11 protein-coding genes are annotated in these 13242 nt (G+C 67.7%); 4 read left to right on the top strand and 7 right to left on the bottom strand.

What is annotated here, in order from left to right; genetic code table 11:
- Positions 1 to 14: 14 nt before the first annotated feature.
- The 4 genes from E5790_RS14300 (at position 15) to E5790_RS14285 (ending at position 3214) form a co-directional block, all read left to right on the top strand.
- Complete coding sequence (locus E5790_RS14300; protein WP_005410817.1) at positions 15 to 296, top strand: hypothetical protein; 282 nt, start codon at positions 15 to 17, stop codon at positions 294 to 296.
- A gap of 75 nt (positions 297 to 371) precedes the next feature.
- Complete coding sequence (locus E5790_RS14295) at positions 372 to 1088, top strand: fumarylacetoacetate hydrolase family protein (RefSeq protein WP_019660190.1); 717 nt, start codon at positions 372 to 374, stop codon at positions 1086 to 1088.
- 54 nt (positions 1089 to 1142) lie between these two features.
- Positions 1143 to 1547, top strand: a complete 405-nt coding sequence (gene mscL, locus E5790_RS14290; protein WP_005418809.1) for a large-conductance mechanosensitive channel protein MscL — start codon at positions 1143 to 1145, stop codon at positions 1545 to 1547.
- 245 nt (positions 1548 to 1792) lie between these two features.
- The gene (locus E5790_RS14285; RefSeq protein ID WP_111206608.1) at positions 1793 to 3214 is read left to right on the top strand and encodes a M28 family peptidase; all 1422 of its coding nucleotides are present in this window, start codon (positions 1793 to 1795) and stop codon (positions 3212 to 3214) included.
- A 60-nt stretch (positions 3215 to 3274) separates the two neighbouring features.
- Here E5790_RS14285 and E5790_RS14280 read toward each other — a convergent pair whose 3' ends face one another.
- The 7 genes from E5790_RS14280 to E5790_RS14250 form a co-directional block, all read right to left on the bottom strand.
- Complete coding sequence (locus E5790_RS14280; RefSeq protein WP_069116431.1) at positions 3275 to 4726, bottom strand: alanine/glycine:cation symporter family protein; 1452 nt, start codon at positions 4724 to 4726, stop codon at positions 3275 to 3277.
- A gap of 10 nt (positions 4727 to 4736) precedes the next feature.
- Positions 4737 to 5723 (bottom strand): hypothetical protein, encoded by a 987-nt coding sequence (locus E5790_RS14275; protein WP_049404925.1) that lies wholly within the window; start codon positions 5721 to 5723, stop codon positions 4737 to 4739.
- 166 nt (positions 5724 to 5889) lie between these two features.
- Complete coding sequence (locus E5790_RS14270) at positions 5890 to 6723, bottom strand: TrmH family RNA methyltransferase (protein ID WP_049440415.1); 834 nt, start codon at positions 6721 to 6723, stop codon at positions 5890 to 5892.
- Positions 6724 to 8232 (bottom strand): alanine/glycine:cation symporter family protein, encoded by a 1509-nt coding sequence (locus E5790_RS14265; RefSeq protein WP_049440417.1) that lies wholly within the window; start codon positions 8230 to 8232, stop codon positions 6724 to 6726.
- A 182-nt stretch (positions 8233 to 8414) separates the two neighbouring features.
- Entirely contained in the window at positions 8415 to 9017 is a 603-nt protein-coding gene (locus E5790_RS14260) for a GNAT family protein (protein WP_049440418.1), read from the bottom strand.
- Positions 9010 to 12135 (bottom strand): efflux RND transporter permease subunit, encoded by a 3126-nt coding sequence (locus E5790_RS14255; protein WP_111206610.1) that lies wholly within the window; start codon positions 12133 to 12135, stop codon positions 9010 to 9012. Before E5790_RS14255 ends, E5790_RS14260 begins: the two co-directional genes overlap by 8 nt.
- Positions 12132 to 13238, bottom strand: a complete 1107-nt coding sequence (locus tag E5790_RS14250) for an efflux RND transporter periplasmic adaptor subunit (protein ID WP_032957171.1) — start codon at positions 13236 to 13238, stop codon at positions 12132 to 12134. Before E5790_RS14250 ends, E5790_RS14255 begins: the two co-directional genes overlap by 4 nt.
- Positions 13239 to 13242 lie beyond the last annotated feature (4 nt).

The raw sequence follows: 13242 nt of genomic DNA, 5'->3' as shown, positions 1-13242 counted from the left end.
CCTATCGAGCCGCCATGTTCAATCGCGCATCCGCCTTCAACCAGTTCCGCACCCTGTTCGCGCCGCGCAAGCCGCGCCACCCGCTGGTGCGCGTTGCCGTGGGCCTGCTTGGCCTGGCGATCCTGGCCGCGATGGTGTTCATCGGTGTGTTCGTCGGTGCGGCGATGATCCTGGTCGGCCTGGCGTGGAAGCTGCTGGCCTCGCGCAAGCCGGGTGTTGCCCGTCCGGTCGACCCGACCGTGGTCGAAGGCGAATACCGCGTGGTACGCAAGCCGGTGTTGCCGGCCTCGCGCTGATCCACCTCCTCCGCGCCCGCTGACGGCGGGCGCCATGCGTTCTAGACTGCGGGCACGCCCTTCCTGGATGCCCGCATGTCCGATGTCTCCGATGTGATCCCTGCCGTAGCCTTGCCGCGTGTGCCGGTAGCCGGTGGTGGCAGTTTCCCCGTGCACCGCATCTACTGCGTCGGCCGCAACTTTGCCGACCACGCCCGCGAAATGGGTGCGGCCGTGCCGGCGGCCGATGACCGTGGCCGCCCGATGTTCTTCAGCAAGCCGGCCGATGCGATCGTGGTCGGCCACGACGATGCAATCCCCTACCCGCCAGCGACCGCCAACCTGCACCACGAAGTGGAGCTGGTGGTGGCGATCGGCCGCGATGCGCCCGCCGGCGAGCTGGCCGTGGCCGACGCCGACGCACTGGTCTACGGCTATGCCGTCGGCCTGGACCTGACCCGCCGCGACCTGCAGGCCGCGGCCAAGGACAAGGGCCACCCGTGGGACGCGGCCAAGGGCTTCGACGCCTCCGCGCCGATCAGCGAAATCGTCCACGCCGAGGAAGTCGGCGACCTGGCCGCGCTGAACCTGTCGCTGGAGGTCAACGGCGAGGTGCGCCAGCAGGCACTGCTCGACCAGATGATCTGGAACGTGCCGGAGATCCTGCATGAGCTGTCCAAGCTGTGGCAGCTGCGTGCCGGCGACCTGGTGTTCATGGGCACGCCGTCCGGCGTGGCCGCGCTCAAGCCCGGCGACCGCTTCAGCGCGCGCCTGGAAAACGTGGCCGAGCGCCACGGCGTGATCGCCGGCTGACATCACCTGCGCTACCCTGCGCGCTGTCCACTTCCCCACCGGAGAAAAACAACAATGGGAATGCTCACCGAGTTCAAGGAATTCGCGATGCGCGGCAACGTCATCGACCTCGCCGTCGGCGTGGTGATCGGCGCGGCCTTCGGCAAGATCGTGACCGCACTGGTCGAGAAGATCATCATGCCACCGCTGGGCTACCTGATCGGCCGCGTGGACTTCTCCAGCCTGGCCTGGACGTTGTCGCCAGCCCGGCTCGGACCGGATGGCAAGGAGATCCCGGCGGTGGTGGTTGGCTACGGCGACTTCATCAACACCGTCATCCAGTTCGTGATCGTGGCTTTCGCGATCTTCATCGTGGTCAAGGCGATCAACCGCCTGTCGCGCAAGAAGGAAGCGGCACCGGCGGCGCCGGCCGAAGAAGTGGTGCTGCTGCGCGAGATCCGCGACAGCCTGAAGAAGTAAGGGTACCGGGCGCCTATGGGCGCCCCTCCCACCTGTAGAGCCGAGCCCACGCTCGGCTGATCTGCAAAAGGCAGCCGAGCATGGGCTCGGCTCTACAGAAGCAGGCGAAAGCCCCGCTCCGGCGGGGCTTTCGCTTTGCTGCATCTGGCGGGAAACAGCATCCGCGCCAGCCATGACCTCCCGCCCATGCGCCGGGCTGAACGACTGTTAAGCTCCAAGGCTTAGGTCCCTTCCCGGAGTTGTCCATGCGTCGCCGCGTCCTTGCCATCGCATCCTCCCTCGCCCTGTTGGCCGCCCCGGCCTTCGCGGCACCGCGCACCACCACCCTGCCCCCCGCCTCGCTGGCGACCGCCGCGCAGCTGCGCGACCAAGCGCTGGCCGATGACACCGGCTGGAAGGTGGTCGAGTCGCTCACCACCGAAATTGGTCCGCGCATCGCCGGCAGCGAAGCCGATGCCCGCGCCGTTGCCTGGGCCGAAGCCAAGTTCAAGGCCCTGGGCTTCGACAAGGTCTGGAAGGAGCCGGTGACGTTCCCGAAATGGGAGCGCCGCAGCGAACACGCCGCCGTGACCGGCAGGAACCCGCAGCCGCTGCAGATCACCGCACTGGGCGGCAGCCCGGGTGGCACCGTGGAAGCCGAGGTGGTGCGCTTCGCCGATCTGGCCGCGCTGCAGGCCGCACCGGCAGGTTCGCTGAAGGGCAAGATCGCCTTCGTCGATTACCAGATGCTGCCCTTCCGCGATGGCCGCGATTACGGCCGCGGCGGTGCGATCCGCAGCAAGGGCCCGTCCGAAGCCATCCGCAAGGGCGCGGTCGGCTTCCTGATGCGCTCGGCCGGTACCGACTCGCACCGCGTGCCGCACACCGGCATCACCCGTTTCGATGACGGCCTGACCCCGGTGCCGTCGGCCGCGCTGTCGGTGCCCGATGCCGACCAGCTGGCCCGCCTGCTGGCGCGTGGCAGCACCACGGTGAAGGTGGCACTGGATTGCGGCTGGGACGGCACCGCCACCTCGTACAACGTGATCGGAGAGATCACCGGCCGCAGCCTGCCGAAGGAAGTGGTGGTGATCGGTGGTCACCTGGATTCGTGGGACCTGGGCACCGGCGCCGTGGATGACGGCGCGGGCGTGGGTATCACCATGGCCGCCGGCCACCTGATCGGCCAGCTCAAGCAGGCACCGAAGCGCACCGTCCGCGTGATCGCCTTCGCCAACGAGGAACAGGGCCTCTACGGCGGCAAGGCCTATGCCGAGGCACACGCCAAGGACGTGGCCCTGCACCAGCTGGCCGCCGAGAGCGACTTCGGCGCAGGCCGCATCTATGCCTTCAATACTGGTTCACCGAATCCGGAAGGCTCACGTGAAGCGACGAAGCAGATTGCCGAAGTAATGAAGCCGCTGGGCATCGAGTACCAGGCCGACAAGGGTGGCCCGGGCCCGGACGTCGGCCCGCTGGCCGCCAAGGGCGGTGCGTGGGCGTGGCTGGCGCAGGACGGCTCGGACTACTTCCACCTGCACCACACCGCCGACGACACGCTGGACAAGATCGACCCGAAGGCGCTGGCGCAGAACGTGGCCGCGTATACCGTGTTCGCCTACCTGGCGGCGGAAGCCGACGGCAGCTTTGGCAGCGAGGCCAAGGCGACCACGCCGCCGAACGAGTGATGCGGTGGCACAGGGGGTCAGAGCCCTCGCCCTTGGCGAGGGATCTGACCCCTGATCGTATTAGCTCTCCCAGACCCGGGTGTTGCTTACCCCGATCGTCTGCGGCTTGAACAGCGGATCACGCTGCTTGCGCTTCTGCGCCTCGTAATCGCGCAGTGCGGCCAGGGCAGGCCTTTGCAGCAGCAGGATGGCGATGATGTTCAGCCAGCTCATCAGGCCGACGCCGATGTCGCCTAGCGACCAGGCCACTGTGGCACTGTTCACCGCCGAGTAGCCGGTCGCTGCCAGGAACAGCAACTGGAAGACGCCCATCAGCCACGCCGCCGGCCGATCGCGGCACAGATAGCTGACGTTGGTCTCGGCCATGTAATACAGCGCCAGGATGGTGGTGAACGCAAACGGCAGGATCGCCAGCGCCACGAACGAACGGCCGAAGCCCGGCAGCGTCGATTCCACCGCGTGCTGCACGAAGCGTGGGCCGGCTTCGACACCCGGCAGATTGCCCAGCAGCAGGCGCGCCTCATCCGGAATACCGTTCACCGCCGGGTCGTAGACGTTGTACAGGCCGGTGGACAGGATCAGGAAGGCGGTCGCACTGCACACCACCATTGTGTCGATGTAGACCGAGAACGACTGCACCAGGCCCTGCTTGACCGGATGCGAGACTTCCGCGGCGGCGGCCGGATGCGCACCACTGCCCATGCCGGCCTCGTTGGACAGCACGCCACGGCGCACGCCCCACTGGATGGCGGTGCCGATCATCGCGCCGAACGCCGCATCCACGCCGAATGCACTGCGCAGCACCAGCATGATCACCTCCGGCACCCTGTCCGCGTTGAGCACCATCACCAGCGCCGCGACCAGCAGGTAGGCCACGGCCATCAGCGGCACCACCCATTCGGCCACGCGCGCAATGCGCCGCACACCGCCGATGAGGATGGCCCCCAGCACCACCAGCAGAACCGCCGTGGTGGTCATCACCGGCACGTCCCAGGCTTCGTTCACCGCACTGGTGATCGCATTGGACTGCGTGCCGGCCAGCATCGCGCCCGCCAGCACCGTCACCAATGCGAACAGCACGGCATACCAACGTTGGCCGAGGCCTTTTTCGATGTAGTACGCCGGGCCACCCCGGTATTGTCCTTTGCCGTCGCGCTCCTTGTAGATCTGCGCGAGCGTGGACTCGATGAAGGCGCTCGAGGCGCCGAGGAAGGCGACGATCCACATCCAGAAGATCGCGCCGGGCCCGCCGAAGGCGATGGCCATGGCGACGCCGGCGATGTTGCCCACGCCCACGCGGCTGGACAGCGAAAGGGACAACGCCTGGAACGGCGACACGCCGGCATCGGAGCGCTCATGGCGGAACATCAGGCGCAGCATGTCCGGCAATGCACGCAGCTGGATGAAGCGCGTGCGGACGCTGAAGTACAGGCCGGTGAGCAGGCACAGCACCACCAGGTAGGGGCTCCAGACGACGCCAAGGATCGCGTTGACGATGGATTCGATGTTCATCGGCGGCCCCTCAGAAGAACATGCCCAGGGCGACCTGGGGGCTGATGATGCGGCCGGTGTTGCGGCCAGCCACGCTGAACTCGACGCCGGCGATCAGGCCCAGTGACGGGCTGAAGTGGTACTCCACGGCCGGCGCCAGGGTGACGCTGCGGCTGGCCGGGCGATGCTCGTCGATGCGTTCGAAACCACCGCTGGCGTTGCGCGCGAAACCCCTCAGGCGCTGGCCGGTCTCGCGGCTGGCGGCCACTTCCATCACGCCCACCCAGCGCGGATTGAAGCTGTACTCGGCGCCGACCGACAGGCCCAGCACCGACCCCCGGGAGATGTGCCCCTGGAAGCTGTCGTCGGTGCCGTAGACGCTGGCCCCGGAGATCGCCGTCCGCGACGGCGCAGGCCCGGCGCTGAGCTGGGCACGCCAGCGCAGCGGGCGGTCGTTACCCAGCCAGACCACCTGCTGCACGCCCAATGCGGCAGTGGTGCGCTGCACACCGTCGCCCTGCGCATCGAGCGGATTGCCGGTGATGCGGTCATGGCTGCCGGTGCTGAAGCGCTGCACCAGCGCGACCGAGATGGCCGGACGCGTGCCATCGGCATTGGGCGCCTGCAACAGGTACTGCAGGCGCGCGGTGGTGTCACCGGCACGGAAACCACTACTGCGCGCGCCGCCCTGTTCGGCACGCGATGCACTGAGATTGACCTGCCCCATCACCCGGTCGCTGAAGCCGTAGATGATCGGTACCACCGTTGCCCATGCGCCGCTGCGTTGCCCACTGCGGCGGCGATGGCCGCCATCGTCGTAATGATCGCGGCTGTCGATCCGCACCAGATAGGGTTCGATGTACCAGTTGCCCTGCGGCAGGCCAGCCGGGTTGGGGGTGATCAGCGGCCCGGTGAAGTTGACGCCGTCCAGGCTGCGTTCGCTGGCTGCGGCACGGCCGTTGGCAAGGACGCTGGTCAGGACCAGCAATGCGATGAGGATACAGCGTGGGTGATGCATGGCAGCCTCTTCTGGACAACGTGGGATGGAGTTCCACCCTGCGTTGCCGGAAGCGGCTGACCAATAAGGAAACTTTCAAAACATCATGCGCGCTTGACGCAATTACGGACCCTGGAAGGGGTCAGAGCCCTCGCCTGCGGCGAGGGATCCGACCCGGGATACCGGATCAGCCGCGGCGACTCGCCCACTGCGCCAGCAGTACCGCCGTGGCCGAGGCCACGTTCAGGCTCTCCACCGCGCCGCTGCCGGGAATCGAGACCTGCTGGTCGCACGCTCCCGCCAGGCTGCGGTCCATGCCCTCGCCTTCGGCGCCCATCACATACACCAGGCGGGCCGGCAGCGAGGTGCGGAACACGTCGTCACCGCCCTCCACCAGGGTCGCCGCCAGGCCGAAGCCGGCCGCACGCAGCTGCGTCATCGCCTGGGCGGTCTCCGGCAGCTGCACCAGCGGCACCGCTTCTGCACCGCCCTCGGCCACGCGCGCGGCGGCACCGGACAGCGCCAGCGTGCTGCCGGCCGGCAGCAGCAGCGCCTTGGCGCCGAAGTGTGCGGCCGAGCGCAGGATCGCACCGAGGTTGTGCGGGTTGCCCACGCCATCAAGCCACAGCGCCAGCGCCGGGCCGTCGCCGACCTGCTCCAGCCACTGCGCCAGCGGCAGCGCCGGTGCGCGCAGCACATCGGCCACCACGCCTTCGTGGTGGGTGGTGCCGGCAAGCTTGTTCAGATCGCCGTCTTCAACCACGCGATACCCCACGCGGTTGGCCACGCACCACTTCAGCAGCGGCTGCAGGCGCGGAATGCGCGCCTCCAGCAGGTACAGCTTGCGCAGCGCCTGTGGCCGCGCTTCGAACGCGGCCAGCACGGCATTCAGGCCGTACAGGCGCAGCTCGTCGCCGCCACCGCGCCCACCACCGCCCGTGGCCGGCACCTCCGGGCGCGGCAACGGCGTTGCGCGCGGCGGACGGGCGGACGGGCGGCGGTTGTTCCAGGGGTTGTTCACTTACACACTCTCCTGCTTGCGCTGGCGCCAGAAATCGGCGTTCTTGATGCCCAGGGCATCAGGGTCGAACACCGGATCCAGGCCCAGCTTCTTCTGTCGTTCGTAGTCACGCAGGGCCAGCATCGCCGGCTTCTGGATGATGAGGATGGCAATGATGTTCAGCCAGGCCATCAGGCCGACGCCGATGTCACCCAGCGCCCAGGCCAGGGTCGCATTATGGAACGCGCCGAACACCACCATGCCGATGATGCCCAGGCGCAGCACCAGCACGGTCAGCGGGCGCTTCCTGTTGTGGTTCACATAGCTGAGGTTGGTCTCGGCCATGTAGTAGTACGCCATGATGGTGGTGAAGGCGAAGAAGAAGATGGCCACCGACACGAACGCCGAACCCCAGCCCGGCAGCACCGCTTCCACGCCGGCCTGGGCGTAGCCCGCACCTTCGGGAATGCCGGCCAGGCCCTGGAAGATCGGCGCGGCGCCCTCCACCGGCGAGTACACGTTGTAGGTACCACTGGCCAGGATCAGGAACGCGGTGGCGGTGCACACCATCATGGTGTCGAAGTAGATCGCGAAGGCCTGCACGTAGCCCTGCTTGGCCGGGTGCGAGACTTCCGAGGCAGCCGCTGCATGCGGGCCCGAGCCCTGGCCGGCTTCGTTGGCATAGATGCCGCGCTTGATGCCCCACTCCACCGCCAGGCCCATCATCGCGCCGAATGCGGCATGCGTGCCGAAGGCACTCTTGAAGATGATGCCGAACATTTCCGGCACGCGGTCGTAGTTGATGATCATGATGATGATGGCCATCAGGATGAAACCGGCGGCCATGAACGGCACCACCACTTCGGCGAAGTTGGCGATGCGCTTGACGCCACCGAAGATCACCACGCCCAGCAGCAGCGCCACCACGATGCCGATGCCCAGCTTCAGCGCCTGCACCGATTCCATGCCGAAGGCCTGGCCATCGAGCGGACCGCACAGCGCGGTGCCACGGCAGGCGTTGATGATGCTGTCGGCAATGGCGTTGGCCTGTACGCCCGGCATCAGGAAGCCGGCGGCGATGATCGTGGCGATGGCGAAGGCCAGCGCGTACCACTTCAGGCCCATGGCCTTTTCGATGTAGTACGCCGGGCCACCGCGGTAGCGGCCTTCGGCGTCCTTGGTCTTGTAGATCTGCGCCAGGGTGCATTCCACATACGACGTGGACGCGCCGAGGAAGCCCATCACCCACATCCAGAAGATCGCACCGGGGCCGCCGAAGGCGATGGCCGTAGCCACGCCGGCGATGTTGCCGATGCCCATGCGGCCGGCCATCGACATGGCCAGGGCCTGGAACGAGGACACGCCGGCGTCGGATTTCTCACCCTTGACGGTGAGGCGGCACATCTCGAAGAAGCCGCGGATCTGCATGAAGCGCGTGCGCAGGCTGAAGAACAGGCCGGCGCCCAGGCACACGAAGATCAGTGCCTTGCTCCAGATGATGCTGTTGATGAAGTGTACGGTTGCTTCCACGCGCGCTCTCTCCAGTCGGCGGGTTGTAAGGACGTCCCGTCGGCTGGAAGGGACCGGTCGATTCTCCCTGATCGCAGGCCGCTGCGGTAGCGCTGTTTTGTAGAGCCGAGCCCATGCTCGGCTTGGCCCCCCGAGGAGGCAGCCGAGCATGGGCTCGGCTCTACAACAGCCAGCCCGCGTGTTCACGGCAGCTGGGTGCGTACCCGGGCGAAACGGCGAAGGTCGTGCAGCACGCCGCGCTTGTAGACCGCGCAGCGCTCCACGCCCTCCTCCTGGAAGCCGTTCTTCTCCAGCACCCGCGCCGAGCCGAGGTTGAAGTCGACGACCGTGGCCTGCAGCCTGAACAGGCGCAGCTCGTCCATCACCCACGGTGCGAACAGCCCGACCACACGGGTCATCACGCCGTGCCCCCAATAGGCCTGGCCCAGCCAGTAGCCCAGTTCGGCGGTGTGCCCACGCTCGGCCATGCCCTGCTGGGCAGCGACGCTGCCGCAGGCCTGGCCGTCGATCTCGATGGCCAGATTCAGGGTTCCGGGGGCCAGCACGCGGCCGGCGAGGAAGGCCTCGCCATCGGTGCGCGTGTACGGGTACGGGAAACGGTCGCGCAGGCCGCGCGACACCTCGGGATCGTTGGCGTGGCGCAGCAGCGATTCCAGATCATCCGGGCGCCAGGGGCGCAGCTGGAAGCCGTCGCCTCGAAGTGGGGGCAGAGCCCTTTCCCTTTGGGAAAGGGGTCCGACCCCGTCAGCGAGGGACCCGATCCCGTCGGTGTGCCGGTCAGGCATGGCCGCCCACCGACGGCGATTCCGCTTCCTGCTTCTCCAGCTCGCGCTTCACCGCTTCCGGCGAACGGGTGTACGGGGCAAGCCGCGCGTAGAACGCCGGCACCACGAACAGCGACAGGAAGGTCGAGAGGGTCACGCCGAAGATGATCACGATGCCGATCGTGCCACGGCTGGCCGAACCGGGACCACCGGCCACCACCAGCGGAATGGCGCCGACCACGGTGGCGATCGAGGTCATCAGGATCGGGCGCAGGCGCACCATCGCCGATTCAATGATCGCCTCGCGCACGCTGCGCCCATCGTCGCGCAGCTGGTTGGCGAATTCGACGATGAGGATGCCGTTCTTCGCGGCCAGGCCAACCAGCATCACGATGCCGATCTGGCTGAACAGGTTCACCGTACCGCCACTCACCCACAACCCGACCAGCGCGCCGAGCACGCCCAGCGGCACGGTCAGCATGATGGTGAGCGGGTGGATGAAGCTCTCGAACTGCGCGGCCAGCACCAGGTAGACCACCAGCAGGGCCATGGCGAAAGTGAGCAGCACGGCGCCACCGGCGCTCTGGTACTCGCGCGATTCACCCTTCCAGTTCACCTGCGCGTACTGCGGCAGCTCTTCCTGGGCCACGTTCTGCGCCCAGGCAATGGCCTCGCCCAGCGGATAGCCCGGCGCCAGGCCGGCACTGATGGTGATCGAGCGCAGGCGGTTGAAGCGGTTCAGGGTGCCGGCCTCGGCCACTTCGCTCAACGTGACCAGGTTGGACAGCGGCACCAGTTCGCCAGAGGTGGCGCGCACGCGCATCGCGGCCAGGTCGGCCGGGCTGGCGCGACCGTCACGTCCGGCCTGCACCAGCACGTCGTACTCCTCGCCGTTGTCGACGAAGGTGGTGACGCGGCGCGAGCCCATCATGGTTTCCAGCGCCGAACCGATCGCGGTGACCGGCACGCCGAGATCGGCCGCACGCTGGCGGTCGATGTTGACCCGCATCTGCGGCCGGGTTTCCTTGTAGTCCGAGTCGGGGCCGACCAGGCCGGGGTTGTCGGTCATGCGCAGCAGGATGCGGTCGCGCCACTGCGCGATCTCCGCGTATTCCGGCCCACCCAGCACGATCTGGAACGGCTGCCCGCCGCTGCGCACCAGGCCGCCACCGACCTGGGTACGCACACGCACGCCACGGATGGTGTCCAGTTCCTTCTGCAGTTCGTTGGCCACGTCCGGCGTGGCCTCGCTGCGCTGGCGCCACGGCTGCAGGAAGATGCTGACGCGGCCGGTGTGCATTTCCTCGCTGGCACCGAAGCCACCGGGCACGCGCGGGTTGGCACGCACGATCGGCTTGTCCGGACCGACATGCGGGGCCAGCAGCGCCTCCACCTGCTGCACCTGCTGCACGGTGTAGTCGTAGCCGGCACCTTCCGGGCCGTCGATCATGATCTGGAACGAACCGCGGTCTTCGGCCGGCGCCAGTTCCGAGGGCAGCAGCTTGAGCAGGCCCCAGCTGGCGACCAGCGCGGCCACCATCACCAGCAGGTAGATCCAGGTGCGGTCGACATGGTGATCGAGCACCCGCCCATAGGCACCCGCGAGGCGTTCCAGGTTGCGGTTGATGAAGCCGTGCAGGCCACGTGGCGCCTGCCCGGTGTGCGGCTTGAGCAGCTTGGAGGCCATCATCGGCGTCAGTGTGAGCGCCACGAACGCGGACAACGCCACGGCGGCGGCCAGCGCCACTGCCAGCTCGCGGAACAGGCGCCCGGTGTTGCCTTCCAGGAAGCCGACCGGCAGGAACACTGCCACCAGCACGGCGGTGGTGGCGATCACCGCGAAGGCGACCTGCGCGGTGCCGCGCTTGGAGGCCACCAGCGGGGGTTCGCCCAGGTCGATGCGGCGCTGCACGTTCTCCACCACCACGATCGCATCGTCCACCACCAGGCCGATGCACAGCACCAGCGCCAGCAGGGTCAGCAGGTTGATCGAGAAATCGAACGCATACAGTGCGATGAACGCCGCGACCAGGCAGACCGGTACCGTCACCGCCGGGATCAACGCGGCGCGGAAACTGCCGAGGAACAGCCAGATCACCACCAGCACCAGGATCATCGCCTCCACCAGCGTGGCGTAGACGCGGTCCACCGCCGCTTCGATGAAGGTGGTGTTGTCGAAGGCGACGAAGATCTGCGTGCCCTTGGGCAGGGTCAGCGCCACCCGCTCGGCTTCAGCGCGCGCGGTACGCGCCACGTCCAGCGAGTTGGCGGTGGAGGTCTTGACGATGCCCAGCCCGATGCCGGGCTCGCCATTGCTGCGGTAGTACGCGCGGCGTTCGGCCGAGGCCAGCTCGATCTTCGCCACGTCGCCCATGCGCACCACGTAACCGTCGCGGCCCTTGCCCAGCGGGATGGTCGCGAAATCTTCGGGCTTGATGTAGTTGCGCTCCACGCGCAGGGTGAAATCACGGTCGGTCGACTCGATGCGGCCGGCCGGCAGCTCCACGTTCTCGTTGCGCAGCGCGGTTTCCACGTCGCCGGTGGTCAGCCCGCGTGCGGCCAGCTGGTCCCGGTCCAGCCAGATCCGCATCGCATAGCGCTGGCGGCCGCCGATGCGGACCTGGGCCACGCCATCGAGGCTGGAAAAGCGATCGACCACGTAACGGTCGGCGTAGTCGCTCAGCTCCAGCGTGTCCATGGTCGAGGAGACCATGTTGAACCAGATGATGGGGTCGGCATCGCTTTCGACCTTGGCGATCTCCGGTGGCCGCGCCTCTTCCGGCATGCGGTCGGCCACGCGGCTGACCGCATCGCGCACGTCGTTGGCCGCCGCTTCGATATCGCGGTTGGAGGTGAACTCGATGCTGACCTGCGAGCGGCCGTTGGTGCTGCGCGCGTTGATCGTATCGATGCCTTCGATGCCGGCCAGCGCATCTTCCAGCACCTGGGTGATGCGGCTTTCAATGACCGCCGCCGAGGCGCCGGTGTAGTCCACCGAGACCGAGACGATCGGCGGGTCGATGGCCGGCAGTTCGCGCAGGGTCAGGCGGGTGAAGGACATCACGCCCAGCACCAGCAGCAACAGGCTCATCACCACGGCGAACACCGGCCGCTGGATGGAGATGTCGGACAGCTTCATCCGCCGTGGCCCTCGGCCGCGGCCGGCGCAGCGTCTTCAGCGGGCTTTGCACCACTGGCGGGCGCTGCGTCCTTGGCGGCAACCTTCAGGCCCGGACGCAGCTTGCCGGTGCCATCGACCACGATGCGCTGGCCCGCTTCCAGACCCTGCCTGATCTCGACCACGCCGGCACGGCGCGCGCCAGTTACCACGTCCACACGCTCGACGCTGTCGTCAGCCTTGATGCGGTACACGAAGGTATCGCGACCGACCTGCACCACGGCGATTTCCGGAATCACCAGCGCCGGGCGCTCGGGGCGGAACAGGCGCACGTCCAGCAGCATGCCAGGACGCAGCGCATGGTCGCCGTTGGCAAAGTCGGCGCGCACGGTCACGGCACGGGTGGCCGGGTCGATGCGCGCATCGATGGTGCTGACCACGCCCTCGAAGGTGCGGCCCGGCCAGGCCACGCTGGTGGCGCTGACCTTGTCACCGACGCCCAGCGCAGCCAGTTCCACTTCAGGCACCTGGAAATCGATGTGCATGTGCTCGATGTCATCGAGCGTGGCGATGACCGTGGTCGGAGTCACCAGCGAGCCAGGGCTGACCTGGCGGATGCCGAGCACGCCGGCGAACGGCGCGCGCACACGGCGATCACCGATGTCTGCCTGCATCTGCATCACGCGCGCTTCGGCGGCATCGCGGATCGACTTCTGCGTATCCAGCGTGGCGCTGGACACCAGCCGCTGGGCGGCCAGCTCGCGCTGGCGCTTGTACAGCTGATCGGCTTCATGGAAGGTCGCCTGCGCCTGCACCAGTGCGGCCTCCTGGGCCTGCCCACGCAGGGTCACGATCGGCGCACCGGCAGCAATGTGCTGGCCGCTTTCGAAATGCACTTTCTCGACGATCTCGCTGACCTTGGCGGTCACGCTGATCGATTCGCGCGCCTTGGCCGTGCCAAGCGCCTGCAGGGTGTCGCTCCACTGACGGGACTGCACGACCTGCGCAGTGACCGGCACCGCTTCTCCCTGCCGACGCGCGGCGGCCTCCTGTTTGCCTGCGCACCCGGCCAGCACGGCCAGGCTGAGGCCAAGGGCCAGGGTCGAAGCGATACGAGCCAACATGAAC

Origin of the sequence: Stenotrophomonas sp. PAMC25021 (assembly GCF_004795795.1) — a bacterium.
GTDB lineage: Bacteria > Pseudomonadota > Gammaproteobacteria > Xanthomonadales > Xanthomonadaceae > Stenotrophomonas > Stenotrophomonas muris.
Note: the sequence above shows the minus strand (reverse complement) of the source record. Positions and strands in the feature narration are given on the sequence as shown.